Below are 18328 nucleotides of genomic sequence, written 5' to 3' on the forward strand. Positions count from 1 at the left end.
ACTTGTCGGTACATGAGTATTAACACCTTGGACTAGGCTTTAGACCGATCTTAGCTAATTTTCTGGGACTTCGCTCTTCCCGTTATCGATTGAATTCGTCTCCCTTCGCGGGTTCTAGTCTTCTTCAGCAAGCCCTAATTAATTTTCAGCATTGTTTGGCAAAAGCGAGGGGGAATGCGGAGATCGCCGCATTCCCCCTCGCTTTTCTGATCCTGCTACTCGCTCCTCTTCATAAAATGTACTAGCAACAGTTACACGCTCCTACTTGAAGTCATAAATGCCCCTAATATGTCCGCCGGAAGACATCCTGACGGAGACTAACCAACCGAGGAGTTAAGGGGGGTAGATTAGCTGCGTTATTAAATGCTAAATCGTAGTTCCAGTTCCGAGTTGGTACGCCATAAACTTGATTGCCCCAAGTGCCGCTGACGTTTAGGGGCGTACCCAAACTGATAAATGAACCTCGATAGTTGAGTGTTTGTCCGCCCCAATTTTCATGAAAGCGAGGGTAATTTTCTAAGCCACCATTGTACACAGTCCCATTCGTAACATCTGTTCCTGCTAAAAACGCGACATTCATGCTAGTCGTAGTTGCTGCAACCGCAGTATTAGTATTAATCCCGCATGTCAATCGATCTGTAGTGCTAGTCGGCAAATTACACTGATTAGAGAGGATGTTGAGAGAATCAGCTAAAATAGAAGCAGGTTCTTTAAGTCCGCTACTAGTTGGGACATTGTTAGAAATGTTAAACAGATTTGTAACATTAGGAGCAGTAGGAGGACTATTAGGATTAGGAGTATTGGTTCTGTCGAAATAATTGTAATCACCCTGGAGGTATACTGCTTGGTCGCTGGCGATTGTTAAAGACCCAGGGAGATTGCTACCACCAACGAAGGCAAAACCATAGGGGCTTCTGCCCGCAGCATAAACTGGAGCTTGAGCCACATCAACTGTTGCATGTAATACTAGACCCCCTTCGCTAGTATCGCTGGCAGCTAAACCGAGACACTGAAGAGATTGATTGCGTGGATCTGCTGTAGCTCCATTACAGACGGTTGCATATTTAGAGCCAGCAGCCAGTGGAGCCTGAAGTCGTCTGAACAATACCTCATCTTGAGACGTATCCAAGTTAGCAGCATTCACCACGATGTTATCTCGGTTCCAGAATGCCAAAGATCGGAGGTTGGTCTGTACCATTTGGATATTAGTTCTCACAGTACCAACTCGCTCGCGATTATTGATGAAGCCAGGATAAATCTGAATCGGTGCTGGTAGATAAAAATATCCAGCTTGATTGGCGATTGCTTGGGGCGATGCCGTGAAAGGAGCGAGTTCTGCGGCTGTTGCTCCAGGAAGTGTCGCAGGAGTCAAAACCGTATTTATGTTACTAAAATTAAGTCCTCCATATTTGGCAATTAGTCTTTGCAGTGCGATGGCATTGGCGATATCTGTTGTTGTTGGGGCAGGATTAAAAGTTTGACCACCAGGAGCGAGCAAACGTTCATTGGCATTTAAGGCTCTGACTAATACAGGCTGCCTCAAACTTCGCAACTGGTCATTAGTTAACTGCGAACAGACTAGCTGATTTCGCTCATTCCGATTGTCAGAAATCTGTAAACTGCTAGGACAAGTAGTCGAGTTGGCACCAGCAACTCCAGTTCTGATCGCAGTGACAGTAAGGGGCACCGCATTGCTGGGCTGATATTGAATTCGTAGATCGGCTTTGCCGTAATACGATCCAATTCCGTCAGGTTGTTGAGTGTCCACTTTACCCAGAAATCCAGGCTGAGGAACAGTAAGTGTCCCGATACCTGATACAACTCTAGTTCCAAAGGTTGCTGCCAAATTTGCTGGGGATAGAGCAGATGTGGTTGGTGTGCCTCCATTGGCAGCCAGTAAATTGGTATTCACTACTGGAAGAACTCCTGGGGCACTAGTTGTGACTCTTACTGCGCCGTTAGCATATGTCGAGTTGTCATTTTTTCGCTTGCTGTAAATACTGCCAACACTGGTGACCGATCCAGATATTGTCAGCGTATTACCACTCCCAAGGTATAAGCTGCCATTACTATGTACCGGACCACTCAAAGTCATAGCTGCACCTGGAAGAATTTCTAGATCGCCACCATAAAAAGCTGCAAACTGAAACAGCGGGATTAATCTAGATCTAAAATCCATTTGCAAGACAGTTTTGGCATCATTTTGCCGAACTGGATTGGTGAGGTTGAGTGGGTCTGGTTTGGCGGCGGTGGAGTAGATGGTATAAGTGAACTGCAATGCTTGCAACCCAGCAAAGAGCTGACCAGCAGGAACAGTTATCGCTGGTGGTGCGCCGTTAGTAAAAATTGTTCTATCAGCGACAAATGTATAAGCTTGATAAGTTGTTTGACCCGAACGATCGACTGTTTGATTAGAGCCGCCAAAACTATCGTTATTATTTAAACTTGTGAGCGTGGTAGTATTTTTGGTACTTTGATACTGATAGTTCCGGCATTCAAAATCGTTGGTAGTTGCAGTCGCGGGAGTAGATATTGGTTGGGTATAGCAGTTGGGCATATTTGCCGCTGAAACAAATGTGGCAAGGGTTGCTTGCCCTGGACTTAATCCACTGGGTACATTAAAACCGACAAATTTTTCGCGAATTTCGGACGCGCGGCGATTTAATCCAGACTCAGCTACATAGAAGGTATTGGTACCATCCACATACGCCTTGGTTGACGACTTACTGAGATTGGTGATCGTCGTATATGCAGCAAGCATACTAAACATCGCGATCGAGACGATCGAGACAATCATCATCGCATAACCTTTATCCGATCGCCCATCTTGCCGTGCGATCTGCTGTGCTCGGAGCATGAGGTGGAGGAGAGCGCGATCGGGATTTGGTTTGTTATTCATGGTCGGTTACTCAGAATTTTGAAGATGTAGGGCGAGGAGGATTAAGTAATTTATATATGGTTGACAAATATGTAGGCAGTAGCGATCGAGCACCAGATCGCAGCGCGGACAGAGGCTATGATGGCTTGAACCCGAGCGATCGCGATCGCTCGGACAGTTGTATTTTTATATTGCCCAAAATCCAGGTAAAACCTGTCACCGATCGGGGCGAATCATTTTCACTAACGGTTGATAACACTTGTAGTGAAGATCTTATGTCTGCATCTTAATCGGGAAAACTAGACGAGCGTACGATCGCGATCGCATTTTGATATTGATGTCGATCGCCTTTGACATTACCGCGTACTGACCATTCTGCTGGACGTCGAGATAGCCGCCAAAAAACAATGACCACAGACTGACTATTCGTAGTCAATCCATAGTCAATTTTTGTCTAGATAAAGATCTCAGCTTTTGGCTGAAGTCGCCATAGCCTGATGCGATAAGCTGGCGGACGGATTCGAACCCCCGACCGGCTGATTACAAATCAGCTGCTCTACCAACTGAGCTACGCCAGCACATTTAGATATATTAACATATTTACTTAGATATGTCCATCAAAAATATCGGGAGATTTCAAGTCCGGGGCTTGAGGTTATTTTGAGTTGTCCATCGCGATTTTTGCCGCGCCAACCATTGCTGGCGTTGGCGGTTAGCGGCGAGTTGCTGGAGGTGCTGGAGATACTGGAGCTTGGTTGTCAACTGGCGGACATCGATCGGTTGTTTGCCATACCGCCAAGCCGTATATTGTTGAGAGATTTCCCACACGGCTTTGGCAATTTGGGGATGTGCGGTCAGACCGATATTTTGGGCGTATTCTAGCTGTGTTTGAGCGGGGGAGATCGATCGACCTTGTTTGCTCAAGCTCACTAGCATCGATCGATAGATCCGCTCGATCGGGTGGAGATGGGCGAGTTGCTGCTGTTGGCGGCGACGATACCACCAGTACCAAGCAATTACGCCACCGATCGCGAGGATGAAGACGATCGTTCTCAGTATCACCGGATCGGTCGCCCATTTGGGTAGATCGGGTGATGGGGACGGTGGAGCTGGCTCGATTGCTGGTGGTGCGGATTTTGCAGATGGGATATTTTGAGTGGGTGCAGATGTGGGATTACTGGGAGTAGGTTGAGGGGTGGGTATCGCTTTGGAGCGATCGTCCGCGCCACCGAGTTGTTGGAGTTGCTGCTGGAGCCGATCGCGTTGTTGAGGATCTGGATTGAATAACGGTCGATCGGGTGTCGAGTCCAGACTCAGCCAGCCCCAATTGGCAAAATATACCTCTGTTTGGCTCTGTGCGGTGGCAGGTGGGCGCGGGTACAAATTGGTCTGAGGATCGATTTGGGCGAGGTTGTCGTCGGTTTTGAGGCGGGCAGGCATCCCGATCGAGCGCAGCATCGCGGTGTAAGTTACGGGGAGATCTTGCTTGGTGCCGACTAGTTTACAGGTTTGGGGTGCAGTGTTGCAGGCGGCGGTAAATTGCTGGATGAATTTGGGATCGATCGGGGGTAGCTCGGTGGGATTGGCTGGCTGGGAGTCTTCTTGATAGTGCTGCTTGAGATAATCAGCTAAATATGCAGCTCGATCGAAATCGGTAGTAAGGGATTGCGGGGAGGTTGCTAAGATCTGCTGGGTGGTTTGTTGGAGTTGACTAGCTAGTTCGGGCGGTAGTTGGAGATTGTCTTGTTTGATGCTATCAGGGTAATTGCTATTACCAGGTTGTCCCAATAATTTACTCGCCATTTCCCGCACAGTGGGGGCAGGGGTGCTGGGTGTTGGTGGTGGTGCTGATTTCGGTAGGGGCGATTTTTGGGCGAGGGTTTGGAGCCGATTTAATCGAGCTGAATCCGCGAGATCGGGTAGGCGGAAGTTGGGTAAAAATACTGACAGCATCAGCCCTAAAATGAGCGAGAGCACGGCTAACTGACTCAGATATCGCCAGGGTAAATCTCGCTCCGATCGCGCTCCTGGCGGCGATAACGGCGCAATCCCGATCGGCTGGAGTGCCAATCGCGATCGATAGTCGAGCATCAATGTCGGTAGTGCGATCGCCATAAAGCCACACAATGAAATTAGCAAGTTGAGATCGTGGCTCAATCCAGCCGCTACAGCCATCAGCAAGCCACTGGATAACATGCAATAACCCAATGAGCGGCGGTTGTAGAGATGAAAGCTCAACCCCATCTGGAGCGAGACTAGAAGCATGCCCAGAGCCAATTCCAACGTTCCAGACACTTTGGTAGCAGGGGTGAGGAGATCGATCGCCACCTGCATCTGGGCGAATAAAATGGGGACTAAACCACCAAAGAGGATCGCCAGACTCCCGATCGATACTAAGATATTTAGCCCATGTCTGGCATGATGACGGCGGTGCCAACTCCAGCAGTTGCCGAGTAGTGCGAACGGAATTCCTACCCGACTATAATGAGTACCCGCAGCTAGATCCACACTGATGACACTGAGTGCGAACATCCCCAAAACGAGGCTGCGAAACAGCAGCGACTCTTCAGTTTGGGAGGGGGGAACAGTGAAATTTGGCAATACTTGAGTTGCTGGCTCTACTACTGGCGGAGGTTCGACAGGTGTTACAAAATCTAAGTTGACTTGGGGCAACCGCTCCCACTTTGGTTCAGCCGCCACTGGCGTCACAACTGGCTCGACAGGCGTTGATGCCCGTGGATAGCCCAGCGCAAAAGCTTCGCGGTGCAATGAAGGGGGTGCATCATATAGCCCCCGAATCACTGAAGCCAGCCAGCAGAACATCGAAATCAGGAAAATGAAAATGATAATTAGACCGATCATCTTAGCAATACTAGAGCTAACCGCTCACCGCAAGTCAAGTCAGCCCACTTAATATGCCCAAATTTGGCGATCGACATTCATCAGCACATGCGGATTGAGATCGATCGTAGAGCAAATTGTAGGGTGGGCACTACTTACCAGTTAGGTTTCAGGCATTATCAATTTGAAAAATAAGTACCAGCAAATTGTGGGGTGGGCACTGCCCACCAGTTAGGTTTCAGGCATTACCAATCTGACACACAAGCGGCTAGATATAAATATCTGTTAGATATAAATTGCGTAAATTTTAGCTGGTGGGCACTGCCCACCCTACTGGCTCGACACGACTAAAACTGTGGGCATTCAGAATCCTGAAAAATACAACCAGTAATATTTGAAGCGATCGCGTTACCCACAGTTTTAGTCGTGTCGAGCCACTACGCAACTAGCGACGATTTCAATCGTTGTATTGTCGCCCAATTCAACAGCCACCACTCGATCAAATTCCCGCAAACCATTCATATCCCAAATCTTCCCAGTAGCCGCGTTTTGGTAACAATCGATCGGTAACAATCAATTCTGTCACCCATTTACTCTGCTTATAACCCAATTTAATCGGTGCTGCCAATCGTAAGGGGGCACCATTTTCTTTAGGTAAATCTCGACCATTCATTTGATAGGCTAACAAGGTTTGGGGATGAACTACCGATGCCAAATCCCAGCTTTCATAGTAACCATCTGCGGATTTAAAATATACATACTTCGCGTCAGCTTGTGGTTGTGCTAATGTCAATAAATCTCGCACTCTCACTCCGCCCCACTGGACGATCGCCGCCCAGCCTTCAACACATACTTGACGAATTACCATTGATGTGAGTGGCATTTGCTGAATATCTGCCAGCTTGAGACTGAGCGGATTGGCTATCGATCCAGTGATATTTAATCTAAAGTTGACGAGATCGATCGCTGGTGTCCCCCGAAAACTATTGACAATTAATTTGTCGGGTTCGATCGCTGCGATTGGAAATTCTGGTGTTGGTTTTGATGATAATATTAATGACTCAAATGCCTCATTGACAGGCATCGAAATCCGACCGATCGGATCGTAAAGCAATGTCCCTGCAACATTTACCATCAAGCCTGCTCCCGCCCATTGCAATAGCTGGCGGCGAGAAATGCGATTAGATTCGATCATAGGTGTTAGGCTTTAGGCTTTAGGTTTTAGGTATAATTGTAGGCTATGCTAATAACGACCAAACTGTAGGGTGGGCATTGCCCAAGAGCTAATTTTAACTAAGTAGGTAGATACAATTATTATCAGATAAATAATGTCCTAAATTGAGCTGGTGGGCAGTGCCCACCCTACACTACTGCCTACTTCCAAACTAATCATAAATTGCTACTTTTCAACCGCAAAAATGCTATAGCAATTCTACCCTCACCAATCCCCAACGCCAAACTAGAATGAGCGAGTGTAAATAACAAAACGAGTGGCACAGTCATAAAATGCGCCGTACGTAACGTCTGCCAATCACCAAATAAACTAGCCAACCAATAAAATTGAACGGGTTGATACATTGATAAACCCGTCGCGATCGCTAGTAATAAAATCGGAATAATGCTGGTATAAACTAGCCGATGCCAAGCATATTGGCGGCGTTTGGGATTGCTGCTAGCTTGCAGAGCCTTGACATCTTTATCAGTGACAAATCGATCGCGCCATCTTTTTGTCCAGAAGACATAAATCCCATATCCTAACAGATTTAAACCATAAATCCACATCAATGCAAAATGCCAATTGCGCCCGCCAGCTAGCCAGCCACCCATCGTCACCACCCAGGGAATATGAATCCCCTCACGTCCGCCAAAGACGGGATTGGCATTATAAATTTGCAATCCACTGGCAATCATCCCGAAGAGACTAATGATATTTACCCAGTGAAACAATCTGGCGATTGCTGGTTGTCGTCGAGGTAATTTTCCAGTCGTCAGTGGTACAGTCTCTTGCTTCAACAATTCCATCTTATTCTCATCAAGTCTGCTTTAATTGTAGATGCAATGCTCAGGGATCTGATTTAGAGTCGCTATCATCGAGATGCTCGATCGCTTCTACCCCATCTGAGCAGGAGCGAATTAGTCACGACACTTACCGAACTCAGTGCCATCATCGCTCCAGCGGCTGAGGGACTGAGCATCGCGCCCCAACCGTACCAGTAGAGGACTCCAGCGGCTGCTGGGATGCCGAGGAGGTTGTAAATCGCTGCCCAGAATAGGTTCTGGCGAATCTTAGTTAAAGTCGATCGCGATAACTCGATCGCACAAACGACATCTAGTAAGCGATCGCGCATCAAAATAATATCAGCAACCTCGATCGCCACATCGGTACCAGCATTCATCGCAATTCCCAGATCGGCTTGAGCCAGAGCTGGCGCATCATTGATGCCATCCCCGATCATTGCGACTTTGTGGGGGTTAGCTGAATCTGTGGGATTGGTTTGCAATGCCTGGATCGTGCGCGCTTTATCTTGGGGGAAAACTTCGGCATAGATATCAGCAATCCCCAACTCTTGAGCGATGAGATCGGCAACTGGTTTGCGGTCGCCTGTGAGTAATACTACTCGTAACCCCAGATTCTGCAATTGTTTGACAGTCTCGATCGCATCAGCCCGCAATTTATCGGTGACGCCAATCAGACCGATTGTAGTAGTTGCGGGTAAGATATCTACGGAATCGATCGCTACATACATCACAGTTTTACCCGCCACTGTCAACGTCTGGGCAACCGCCTGTAAATCCGCACCGATGTCAATTTTGCAGGTAGTGAGCCAGTTGTGATTGCCGACAATTACCCGATACTTGCCAGATCCGTTCGCGTAGCGTCCGCTCTGCGGAATCGCACCCGCATCCAGAGCGGCGGTAAATAATACCTCCGCCTCAACTCCCAAGCCAGCCTCAGTCCGCGTAGTCAGCACGAGCGGTAGATTCAAACTCAGTCGGGCGGCTTCTTGTTGAATTGCCACTGCCAGCGGATGATTGGTGACGCTTTCCGCCGCTGCTGCCAGTTGGAGTAATTCTCTCGATGAGATGGCATCAGTCGTAAAAATATCTGTAACCTGCGGCTTGCCCTGAGTCAACGTCCCCGTCTTGTCAAATACCACCGTATCTAACTGATGTACTGCTTCCAATACATCCCCACCCTTAATCAATAATCCAGACTCCGCACCAATCCCCGTCCCTACCAGAATCGCCGTCGGCGTGGCTAAACCCAACGCACAGGGACACGCTACCACCATCACCGCGATCGCAGCTTTGAGCGGCGTGAGGCTAGAAGCTAGCGGCTCTAAATGGGGATTGTGGATGCCGATAAAGTACCAAAATAAGCAAGTGAGAATGGCGATCGCCAACACGCCATAAGTAAAATACCCCGCCACTGTATCAGCTAATTTCTGCACTGGAGCCTTACGAGTTTGGGCTGCTTCTACCAGCGCGATAATTTGCGCCAGCGTCGTATCATCGCCCGTGCGGGTGACTTCGATCGAGATCGCACTTGATTGATTGACAGTCCCCGCGATCGCCACATCACCCAATTGCTTGAACACAGGGATCGATTCACCCGTAATCATCGACTCATCGATCGTCGTCTGACCCCAGCGAATCAGCCCGTCAGTAGGGATCTTTTCGCCTGGGAGTACCCGCAAATATTCGCCGACTTTGACCTGTTCTACGGGGATTTCGACGGCTTGGGGACGATCTGGATCGGCACTAACCAATCTGGCAACTATCGGCTGGAGTGAGAGCAATCGATCGAATGCCGTCGCCGCCCGATGTTTCGCCTGTTGTTCCAATGTCCGCCCCAAGGTGATAAACCCAATAATCATCACGGGTTCTTCAAAAAAGCACTCCCAGCCCAGACTTGGCAACAGCAACGCCACCACACTCGCCGTGTAAGAAGTAACAATCCCCAACCCCACGAGGGTATTCATATTGGGATTGCCATACCACAGGCTCCGCCACCCATCCACCAGGATCGCTCTCCCTGGAAAAGCGATCGCAATTGTCGCTAAACCCCAATGCCACCAGAAGTTATTGAGCGCAAAATAATTGTGCTGATGTAAGTGCGTATTCGGCTGTGTCAGATGTCCGATCGCGGATAGTCCGAGTAAAATACCAGCAGTAATCAACTGCCATAATAATTGTTTGGACTCTTGGGCGTACTTGTCTTGTCGTTGCTGGAGTCGCTGCGATCGATCGCCACCATCTGTGACGATGCGGGGTTGAGCGGGAAAACCACTAGCCGTCAATTTATCAGCCAGCTCAACGGGTGTAGATGTCTCTGGAACGAGTGAGATCGCTGCTACACCAGTTAAGAGATTGACACAAGCAGCATTTACCCCTGGTTGGGCAAGTAATTGTTTTTCGACGGCACTGACGCACCCAGCACATTTCATCCCCGCCACATCGAGGACGATCGTGGTTGTGGGTATTTCGGCGATCGTAACTGGAGTTGAAGTGCTTTTGAGCATACTCAGAGTGAGAGGATAGAGCGACAAGATTGGGACATGTGACTGTTTCAGCGTAACGCACCGAGCAAATCCCAGCAAATATAGTAGTCGCCCCAGCGGTTAGGACATTTCGCTAGATCCCCGACTTCTTCAAGAAGTCGAGGATCTGTCCCCGCGAAGTATCAACTCATCAAATTTGCTAACTTATAAACAATTCTCGCTCCAACATTGCCATCCCACTCAGCATTTCCCACCTCACAGACATCAAACCCAATAATCTCACGACCACTCTTCATCACCTCACGACACAAGCAAAAAGCTTGCTCTAACTCCAATCCACCAGGAACCGGAGTGCCTGTTTCGGGGCAAAGTTTGGGATCGAGTCCATCGACATCGAAACTGATATAAACTTGTTGGGGCAAATGCGCGATCGCTTCTTGACAAATACTCAACCAATTACTACCCGCATATAGCTGTTGCTTGATGAGCGCATCGTAATAAGCAACTACTCTACCTTGAGAGCGATCGATCTCATTAATTTCTACTTCCGATACATCCCGAATTCCCACCTGAACTAGTTTAGAGATCTGGGGAATTTTGAGAGCATTGAACATAATCGATGCGTGGGAAAACTCAAAGCCCTCATAAGCATCGCGTAAGTCCGAATGTGCGTCGATGTGCAAAATCCCAAAATCGGGATAACGCTGTGCTAGTGCCTGCATGTAGCCCAATGGCACACTATGATCGCCACCAATTACGCCAACTTTTTTGCCAGCCTGCATCGCTGCTTGAGTGCGATCGCACAACCAGCGATTGAGATCTGCACCAGCTCGATCGATCTCTGCTAACATACCTGTTAGATCTGGGTCGGCACTCAGAGATAGTCCTTGCTCCAATCGATCGATAATTAAGGCTGCTTGCTGGCGATAATAATTATTTTTCGCAACTAGATCCGCGTCGATAGGGGGCATATATATCCCCCGCTTCCAGCCATGCGGACGATCGAAATCATACAGATCCAACTGTGGCGAAGCGGCGAGGATCTGTTGTGGTGCTGAGGCGGTACCTGGGCGATAAGAAACGGTTACTTCCCAAGGCACACCAAAGATGATGAGCTGTGCCGCATCGTAATCGAATGGCAATCCAAATAAATTACCATTGACTTTACCGACATCATTGGGATCGTAATTGGCGAGGTTATGCAAGCGGTTGTTAGACATGGACAATCTCGATCGAGCTAAGGAGTTTAGAATCGATCGTCCAAAACTGGGAATACTGGTATCGATGCAGCACCGACGATCGTTGTCTCTCCATTATATTTTAACTATCCTGGCGAGGACGACCGCTCGATCGCGAGATTGCCGTCACTATATTGGCGTAGGATCGCCCCTGTCGATCTCCGCTCCTCGCTACCAGCGAGTATCGAGCTATCGCTTGATGTAGATTTAACTCGATTTAAAAGATGCAGGGGTGTAACTAGAGTTATACCCCTGCATCATAAATTGTGAAAGTAGAATAGCGATCGCATTAATTATCTAGTTATTAAGAACAACTGTTTTGCTCATATTGTCACGGCAAGTAAAAGTTGGTGTGCTATCAGTTACAGTTGAACCATATTTGTCACCGCCAATTCGATGACGGTAAGTAACTCGGATCTGAGTTGAATCGTCATTGACTTTTTCCAGGTCGCGATTTGCAATAGGAAAGGACTGACCGCGTTCTAGGTTTTGCTTTCCATCAACACCAAATACTCCAGTTTCAGTCCGATATTGACCTTTGTCGAAATCATAGTATTCCAACTTGGTAATTTTGATTTCATCGGGGGTAGAATTTGTGAGGGTAATATCAACATTGTTACAAGTGTCTGATGCGAGTGCCGCTGGTGGCATCCAGGCACTGAAAGCGACAACCAAGAGGGCAGGAAGTAAGAAAAGAGATGTTTTCATGGTATCTGCTTGAGGAAGTTATGTGATGGTTGAGATAACCACTTAGGTTAAGTGTCTTCTAAGTAGGTGTTGTTATTAGTACGGGCTAGTGAGGTGCTTGGATCGAAATTCTCAAACTTTTTTGTGAAATTCCTGAACTAGAGTGCTAGCATCATTTTGACTTGGTTAATCCCAGCTATTGCCCCAGTCGTGGATGTGTTTGCCAAGTTTATTGACAGCATTTTATAAAAAAATAAAGTAAAATTAATCTAAATAGTAAATTATTATCGATCTAGTTGAGAGAAAAATAATCACAGCAAATGAGCTGTCATAGATCGATATCCAAACTGCGGTAAAATGCGTTGAGCTAAGTGTATCCATTTGGTAGTAAACGATCTTTTACACCGATGCAGCTATGAAAAACTCACCTGATGCCGAACTAGTTCGCGACCTGCGAATCGGTCAGCATCAAGCTTTAACTGTTCTGTACGATCGATATGCTGGTTTGGTTTACAGTATTGCTTACCAAATCTTGCAAAATACTCAAGAAGCAGAAGATCTGACTCAAGACATTTTTTTAACATTTTGGCAAAATAATAGCTTTAATCCAGATCGCGGATCTGTCAGTAGCTTTTTGGGACTACTCACTAGATCGAGAGCGATCGACAAAATTCGGAAACGGACGACGGCTAATAGTTTTTTGGAGCGGTGGCAGAAAACGATTACGGAGGAATCTACAACTCCTTCGCCGTTGGAACAAGCGACTACTACCGAAATTCAAACTAGTATTCGTCAAGCGATGCAATCATTACCAGAGCTACAGCGTCAAATCCTCAGTATGAATTACTACCAGGGTTTGAGTCACAATCAAATCGCTGAAGCTCTTGCGCTCACGCCTGGAGTAGTCAAAAGTCGTCTTCGGCAAGCATTGGTTCAACTCAAGACCCAGTTGGCTGGTATGAACAACTTAGAATAAATTAACTATGATAGATTCCGCCCTTTCTGACGAGACAAAAGCACTAGCCGCTGGATATGTACTAGATGAATTAGAACTATCCGAAGTGGCAGTTTTCGAGCAAATGATGTTGGCAGATGCAACTCTGCGACAAGAAGTAAGAGAGCTCCAGATGGTCTTGGGTGGTCTGAATCTCGATGTACCACAGCTACAACCACCACCACATCTGCGGGCTAAAGTCCTGCAATTGGCGGACACCAATCGTGAACTGGCGGCAGAGCCACCAAAAAAAATCAATTGGAGTAGGGTCATCTCGATCTCTGCCCTCGTCGCGGTAACAACTCTAGCGATCGATAATTTCCGACTCCGACAAGATCTCAGTTTTGCTCGACAACAGACGCCGGAAAGGGTTGCCAACTTGTTGCAACGCCCTAATAGTAAATTAGTTGCTCTAACAGCTCAGACGAGTCGAACATCTGGTGGCACAGTCTTATTTACGCCTGGAAAATGGCAGGAAGTATTGATATCCGTTAAAAATCTACCACCCCTATCAGCCAATCAAGTTTATCGATTGTGGTTGACTCTAAATAATCAGCAGATTATTTATTGTGGTGACTTTCGGACAGATGGACGAGGAAATGCTTCCCAACCGCTTAATCCCCCCCAATCACCACCCGTCGGCACCAAAGCTACTGGTCTGTTTGTCACGGTGGATCTGGAAGATGCCCCAGTATCACCCACTGGCACCCGCGTTGTATCTGGGGAAATCTAGCATCTTTAGCCCAATTTACTTGCTAGTACCCAAATTCACCGATCGATCTGATTTCATCCCACCAATTTTAGTCACTCACGATGCTAGTTTGGATATATTGGTGCAAGCTGTGAGTTAGCTAACTTGTGCCATAATCCGCAGTTGGCGGAGCGAGCGAATACAAGCGGGACAGTCACAGCCGAATACTGCAACTGCACCATCACTTTCTTCGTCGCTAAAGTTGACGAAAGCATCAGGGTTGCTGGCTTCAGCCTGTGCTCTGGCAATGAGTGTCGATCTGGATGTATTGCTAGCTATTTGATTAGATTTGACGCATACGAGTCGAGCATGAGTGTTGACACAAAATTTATCGCCAGCTTTCGGGTTGGGATCGCTAGCTAGTGCTGGTTGAGTCGCTGTGACTAGCGGGAGGATCGTACTGAGGACAGTAGGTGCAGATAAAAATAGCAATAAAAATCTTTTCATAAATTAATTAATCTTAAAATTTAAAGATCCATAAGCTTGCACACTAACCGATCGAGAGGAGTCTCGTCAACTTCCGTCCCCGATGGCGAACCTGCTGATGAGATGTCCTAACGTATCTACATCCAGAGCTGCTAAGCAATCCTAACTAGGAACATAGGATGTGTAGGGTGTGTTAGCGCAGCGATTCGCGCTCCTCGGGGAACCCGAGGGTTTAGCGGATGCGCTCCGGTCGGGTTCCAAAGGCGATGGAAGCGCACCAAGCAGCGAATCAAGACAGCGTAACGCACCAATGTCTACTAATGCGAGGAATCTCATTTAGGAGCGTTATCAAGTTGACTCGACTGATTCTACTTAATGTTCCCATCGATCGCCTCACTAGTAATCTACCGATCGTGCCTGTGTGGTGCGTTACGCTACGCTAACACACCCTACGAGTCGGGGAGTGTCAATTTGAAGTAATTTACTTAAACCGTTGCCACTGAGTCGGTGGTGGTGTCAAAAACTCATACGCTCCCGCCGCTGTCGCAGTTGCTGTCAGGACGATATCAAATGATAGAGATACTCGTAGCTCCTCTGTCTCATTCATCGTTACGGCGTGACGCTGCTTGGCGGGAAACATTAGTAGTCGCCCTTCTACGGGTAGATAGGCAGTTTGAAGCTGATTGAGATAGTTATCTGGTTCGATAATATCTGTATTCTCACTTCCCAAACCTGGACTTACCTCATTGACACGCGCATCATCAAAGAACACCAATCGCCCTGGATCGTAAGTCCCCTCCGCAGGTACTTTGATATAGTAGACAGCACTAATGTGTGCGGTATTGTGACTATGAGAACCGATTTCTTGTTCTGTCCGTGAGACGATCGGCCATGCGCGTTGAAGATACAGATCTACCTTACTCAGATCTACCCCCAGCTCTAGTAAATAGATCGCTGTATGCCGCTCTACTTGCTCTACAACCCACGCAAAAGCTGGATTGGTATGAATTTGCTCTACGCCGTGTAGATCGCCCGTCCAAGCCATCTCTGGGTAGTTACGGCGTTCGGCACCATCGCGCTCTAGTTGCAATACTGCTGCTAGCAATGCCTGTTGATGTGTGGGCGCATCTGGCAGATCTTCATAGTAAATGGCGAGTGGAAACCAAGTCTCGATCGGCATAAAAGTATTTTTGATGATATTCATAGTTCACCGATGCTCCAGGGGAGAGGCTACACCAACGAGTGTAGCAACTAGGCGACCGCAATCGGCACTCTCATCTAAAATAAAGCTATGAAAATTCGATCGTTTTAATCTCGATCGGTAGTGCTATCCTTGCCGATCGATCGAAATTAAGTCTAACTTTATTTAGGAAAAAACTAGATGTTAAAGTATGAGCTTGGCTGTGTATTAAACTACATCGTTAGCGAACCAAGCACGTTGATTTTTAATATTGGTGTTGTCAGCAATGACTATCAGACAATCGTCACCGAAGAGCTACATCATGATGTGGGCATCAAGATTGAGGAATATGTGACTCAGCCCGATCGCAATCGCTGCTTTCGGCTCAATGTATCACCTGGAGCTGTCCAAATTTCCTACCGAGCGATCGTCGAATTAACCCACTATCAGGCAGATCCGATCGGTATTTACGAAGTATTGCCAGCCGATTTACCACTCGATATTTTGCCCTATCTTTATCCGAGTCGTTATTGTCAGTCCGATCGATTATTGCGGCTTGCTGAGTCAGAATTTGGCGATTTGGTACCTGGTTATGCGCGAGTGACAGCGATTTGCAACTGGATTTACGACCGCATCTTATATCGATCTGGGAGTAGTGATGCTGGTATTTCTGCTTGTGACACAGTATTAGAACGAGTCGGCGTCTGTCGTGATTTTGCCCATTTAGGGATTGCCTTTTGTCGTGCATCAAATATTCCTGCTCGGTTTGTTTCTGGCTATGCTTATGGTTTAAATCCCCCCGATTTTCATGCCTGGTTTGAGGCGTATTTGGGCGATCGATGGTACACATTCGATCCTACTCGCCTGTCACCCCAAACTGGGCTGGTTCGTGTCGGTACGGGTAGAGATGCCGCTGATGTCTCTTTTGCCAATATTTTTGGTGCTGTGCAAATGAGTCAAATGCAGCTATTTATGAACTATTTACCAGATGTTCAAAGTAGTGTGACGCAGATGCCGCTACCCACTACTGAGGCAATTTCGATCGCTTAGATCGGATCGAGTAGAGGGTAAGGGGGTAGAGTGGGAACTGTCTTGACTCGCTCAATCTGGGGGAAACCTCCAGAGCGCGAGTCGCTGCCTACCAACTAGGTTTCAGGTAAGATTTATCTGAGCAATAATTGCACGCAACCACTTATTTCTCCCTCCCCTCCTACCCGAGACATCGACGCACACTAATCACCATCCACGCTAGATATCGATTTTTCGTATCTCAACATACAGCTAAATCTGGGCGATCGCGTCTCAATAGAATAAGCGTAGTTGTGCGGCAAAGTAAATTGAGATTGTCTGAATCTGGATTTGACACGATCGATGGTGCCAAGCTGCTGGTGGATTTGCAGCAGGTGAAGGCGATCGTCAATAGTTGTAGCGGTTGCCTGGAGCCAGCGGAGATCGCGCACACTGTTACCGTTGGCTTGGTGGAGAGGTTTGGCTGTGTCTTTGCCCGCATTTGGTTGATGGAACCCGATCGGACTGCGCTCAAATTGGTAGCATCTTCAGGATTGTACGATCGCATTGATGGCTTCTTTGCCAGGGTACCTGTAGGTGCTTTCAAAGTTGGCAAAATCGCTCAAAATCAGATTCCGTTTCTCAGCAATCAATTAGCCGCCGAAACCTGGGTACTCGATCGCGAGTGGGCGATCTCTCATGGTATTCGTGGATTTGCGGGGTATCCACTGATTGTCAATGGTGATTCGATCGGGGTATTGGCAGTATTCAGTCAAGCCGAGATGTTGCCCGAATTTTTGGAGATCCTCCAAAGCCTCTGTACTGCCACGACGATCGGTTTAGCCGCCGCATTACGTCATCAACAAGAGAAACTCACCTGGCGATCGGCAACTGCCCCTGCACCCGCCCACAGCCCACTTTCCGAGCAGATTGCGACGATCTTGAAGCCTACCCAGTTGGCTCTAGTCGGCACTGAGCGATCGCTACCGCTCCCACTCCAACACCTCATGCTCACAGTGACTGAAGTCTTGAGCCAGTTGCCCTGTACCCATGCGCGGCTGACATATCTGCACACAGAGGATCGGAGTCAACGACTGACTCTCGCCGCGACTATTGCTAGCAATCTCGCCGACTCTACTATTTCCACAGCCTTTGACAGTATCCAATCGGCGGCGATCTCTGTAGGGAGCAGCCTGGAGATTCAACCCCATACCAATAGCAATTTGCTCCGAGTGCTATTGACAGTTGTTGCCGCGCATCGACACTCAGAGCTACGAGTAAATCTACGTTGTCGCTCTTCAGTCTTGCAAATAGCCTTCGCCCAGATTCTCGAGTTAGCGGGATTATCGATCGCTACTGTCATCGATCGAGACTTAGCACTTATCACCGACGATCGATCTCTAGCTGAGACGGCTCCATATCTGCTCTGGATTGCCACCGATCTTCAAATTCCCCAGCAGGCACGCGCCAAAATCGATCTAGCTATTACGCCGAGCCAATTGCAATCGGCTGTAGCCACAGTGCTGCGGGGAGAATATTGGGGGATCTCAGCGACTCCAGCACCAACAGCCATCCAACTCTCAGCGCGAGAACGAGAAATCCTCAACCTGTTGACAAAAGGGTTTCGCGATCGAGATATTGCGACTCAGCTAATTGTCAGTGAAAGTACCATCAAGTTCCACATCAATAATATCCTTACCAAGCTGCAAGCCAAAACTCGTCTTCAAGCACTATATCAAGTGATGCTTAAAGGGTTAATCTACTAAGATTTACCAAATTCGCGCGGGACAGATACCCGACTTATTCAAGAAGTCGGGTATCTA

15 protein-coding genes and 1 tRNA gene are annotated in these 18328 nt (G+C 47.7%); 5 read left to right on the forward strand and 11 right to left on the reverse strand.

Annotated elements, in window-relative coordinates:
* Nucleotides 1–283: 283 nt before the first annotated feature.
* Nucleotides 284–2899: a hypothetical protein gene (locus tag ACEW9I_RS10135; RefSeq protein WP_373540225.1), complete on the reverse strand. Its 2616-nt coding sequence runs from the start codon at nt 2897–2899 to the stop codon at nt 284–286.
* 56 nt (nt 2900–2955) lie between these two features.
* Here ACEW9I_RS10135 and ACEW9I_RS10140 point away from each other — a divergent pair, with 56 nt between their 5' ends.
* The gene (locus ACEW9I_RS10140; protein WP_373540226.1) at nt 2956–3168 is read left to right on the forward strand and encodes a hypothetical protein; all 213 of its coding nucleotides are present in this window, start codon (nt 2956–2958) and stop codon (nt 3166–3168) included.
* Here ACEW9I_RS10140 and ACEW9I_RS10145 read toward each other — a convergent pair.
* The 8 genes from ACEW9I_RS10145 to ACEW9I_RS10180 all read right to left on the reverse strand — a co-directional run bounded on the left by ACEW9I_RS10145 (nt 3165) and on the right by ACEW9I_RS10180 (nt 12167).
* The gene (locus tag ACEW9I_RS10145; RefSeq protein WP_373540227.1) at nt 3165–3293 is read right to left on the reverse strand and encodes a hypothetical protein; all 129 of its coding nucleotides are present in this window, start codon (nt 3291–3293) and stop codon (nt 3165–3167) included. The two genes, ACEW9I_RS10140 and ACEW9I_RS10145, sit on opposite strands and share 4 nt — an antisense overlap.
* A gap of 90 nt (nt 3294–3383) precedes the next feature.
* Nucleotides 3384–3456: transfer RNA gene (locus ACEW9I_RS10150), tRNA-Thr, on the reverse strand.
* 58 nt (nt 3457–3514) lie between these two features.
* Nucleotides 3515–5740: a DUF4129 domain-containing protein gene (locus ACEW9I_RS10155; protein WP_373540228.1), complete on the reverse strand. Its 2226-nt coding sequence runs from the start codon at nt 5738–5740 to the stop codon at nt 3515–3517.
* Between the two features lie 478 nt (nt 5741–6218).
* Entirely contained in the window at nt 6219–6914 is a 696-nt protein-coding gene (locus tag ACEW9I_RS10160) for a molybdopterin-dependent oxidoreductase (protein ID WP_373540229.1), read from the reverse strand.
* A gap of 194 nt (nt 6915–7108) precedes the next feature.
* A complete protein-coding gene (locus ACEW9I_RS10165) occupies nt 7109–7741 on the reverse strand; it encodes a cytochrome b/b6 domain-containing protein (RefSeq protein WP_373540230.1) in 633 nt (210 codons plus the stop codon).
* A gap of 65 nt (nt 7742–7806) precedes the next feature.
* Nucleotides 7807–10242, reverse strand: a complete 2436-nt coding sequence (locus ACEW9I_RS10170; protein ID WP_373540231.1) for a heavy metal translocating P-type ATPase — start codon at nt 10240–10242, stop codon at nt 7807–7809.
* Between the two features lie 161 nt (nt 10243–10403).
* Complete coding sequence (locus ACEW9I_RS10175) at nt 10404–11441, reverse strand: agmatinase family protein (protein ID WP_373540232.1); 1038 nt, start codon at nt 11439–11441, stop codon at nt 10404–10406.
* Nucleotides 11442–11756: 315 nt separating this feature from the next.
* The gene (locus ACEW9I_RS10180) at nt 11757–12167 is read right to left on the reverse strand and encodes a hypothetical protein (RefSeq protein WP_373540233.1); all 411 of its coding nucleotides are present in this window, start codon (nt 12165–12167) and stop codon (nt 11757–11759) included.
* 394 nt (nt 12168–12561) lie between these two features.
* Here ACEW9I_RS10180 and ACEW9I_RS10185 point away from each other — a divergent pair, with 394 nt between their 5' ends.
* Together ACEW9I_RS10185 and ACEW9I_RS10190 are read left to right on the forward strand one after the other, a co-directional pair.
* Nucleotides 12562–13122: a sigma-70 family RNA polymerase sigma factor gene (locus ACEW9I_RS10185; protein ID WP_373540234.1), complete on the forward strand. Its 561-nt coding sequence runs from the start codon at nt 12562–12564 to the stop codon at nt 13120–13122.
* A 7-nt stretch (nt 13123–13129) separates the two neighbouring features.
* On the forward strand, nt 13130–13873 hold the full coding sequence (locus tag ACEW9I_RS10190; protein ID WP_373540235.1) for an anti-sigma factor domain-containing protein: 744 nt from the start codon (nt 13130–13132) through the stop codon (nt 13871–13873).
* Nucleotides 13874–13987: 114 nt separating this feature from the next.
* Here ACEW9I_RS10190 and ACEW9I_RS10195 read toward each other — a convergent pair whose 3' ends face one another.
* Both ACEW9I_RS10195 and ACEW9I_RS10200 read right to left on the reverse strand, forming a co-directional pair.
* A complete protein-coding gene (locus ACEW9I_RS10195) occupies nt 13988–14338 on the reverse strand; it encodes a hypothetical protein (protein WP_373540236.1) in 351 nt (116 codons plus the stop codon).
* A 460-nt stretch (nt 14339–14798) separates the two neighbouring features.
* The gene (locus tag ACEW9I_RS10200) at nt 14799–15521 is read right to left on the reverse strand and encodes a TIGR02466 family protein (RefSeq protein WP_373540237.1); all 723 of its coding nucleotides are present in this window, start codon (nt 15519–15521) and stop codon (nt 14799–14801) included.
* Nucleotides 15522–15698: 177 nt separating this feature from the next.
* On the opposite strand from ACEW9I_RS10200, the gene ACEW9I_RS10205 reads away from it, so the two are divergent.
* Both ACEW9I_RS10205 and ACEW9I_RS10210 read left to right on the forward strand, forming a co-directional pair.
* Nucleotides 15699–16547: a transglutaminase family protein gene (locus ACEW9I_RS10205; protein WP_373540238.1), complete on the forward strand. Its 849-nt coding sequence runs from the start codon at nt 15699–15701 to the stop codon at nt 16545–16547.
* A gap of 293 nt (nt 16548–16840) precedes the next feature.
* Nucleotides 16841–18271 carry a LuxR C-terminal-related transcriptional regulator gene (locus ACEW9I_RS10210; RefSeq protein WP_373540239.1) on the forward strand — a complete coding sequence of 477 codons (1431 nt, stop codon included), beginning with the start codon at nt 16841–16843 and terminating at the stop codon, nt 18269–18271.
* The last annotated feature ends 57 nt before the right edge of the window (nt 18272–18328 follow it).

The organism is Chamaesiphon sp. (genome assembly GCF_041738855.1).
GTDB lineage: Bacteria > Cyanobacteriota > Cyanobacteriia > Cyanobacteriales > Chamaesiphonaceae > Chamaesiphon.

What these genes read in the sequence shown, in the direction of transcription:
- ACEW9I_RS10135 (WP_373540225.1), bottom strand. Translation starts at nt 2,899, where the DNA reads ATGAATAACAAACCAAATCCCGATCGCGCTCTCCTCCACCTCATGCTC.
- ACEW9I_RS10140 (WP_373540226.1), top strand. Translation starts at nt 2,956, where the DNA reads ATGGTTGACAAATATGTAGGCAGTAGCGATCGAGCACCAGATCGCAGC.
- ACEW9I_RS10155 (WP_373540228.1), bottom strand. Translation starts at nt 5,740, where the DNA reads ATGATCGGTCTAATTATCATTTTCATTTTCCTGATTTCGATGTTCTGC.
- ACEW9I_RS10160 (WP_373540229.1), bottom strand. Translation starts at nt 6,914, where the DNA reads ATGATCGAATCTAATCGCATTTCTCGCCGCCAGCTATTGCAATGGGCG.
- ACEW9I_RS10165 (WP_373540230.1), bottom strand. Translation starts at nt 7,741, where the DNA reads ATGGAATTGTTGAAGCAAGAGACTGTACCACTGACGACTGGAAAATTA.
- ACEW9I_RS10170 (WP_373540231.1), bottom strand. Translation starts at nt 10,242, where the DNA reads ATGCTCAAAAGCACTTCAACTCCAGTTACGATCGCCGAAATACCCACA.
- ACEW9I_RS10175 (WP_373540232.1), bottom strand. Translation starts at nt 11,441, where the DNA reads ATGTCTAACAACCGCTTGCATAACCTCGCCAATTACGATCCCAATGAT.
- ACEW9I_RS10180 (WP_373540233.1), bottom strand. Translation starts at nt 12,167, where the DNA reads ATGAAAACATCTCTTTTCTTACTTCCTGCCCTCTTGGTTGTCGCTTTC.
- ACEW9I_RS10185 (WP_373540234.1), top strand. Translation starts at nt 12,562, where the DNA reads ATGAAAAACTCACCTGATGCCGAACTAGTTCGCGACCTGCGAATCGGT.
- ACEW9I_RS10190 (WP_373540235.1), top strand. Translation starts at nt 13,130, where the DNA reads ATGATAGATTCCGCCCTTTCTGACGAGACAAAAGCACTAGCCGCTGGA.
- ACEW9I_RS10195 (WP_373540236.1), bottom strand. Translation starts at nt 14,338, where the DNA reads ATGAAAAGATTTTTATTGCTATTTTTATCTGCACCTACTGTCCTCAGT.
- ACEW9I_RS10200 (WP_373540237.1), bottom strand. Translation starts at nt 15,521, where the DNA reads ATGAATATCATCAAAAATACTTTTATGCCGATCGAGACTTGGTTTCCA.
- ACEW9I_RS10205 (WP_373540238.1), top strand. Translation starts at nt 15,699, where the DNA reads ATGTTAAAGTATGAGCTTGGCTGTGTATTAAACTACATCGTTAGCGAA.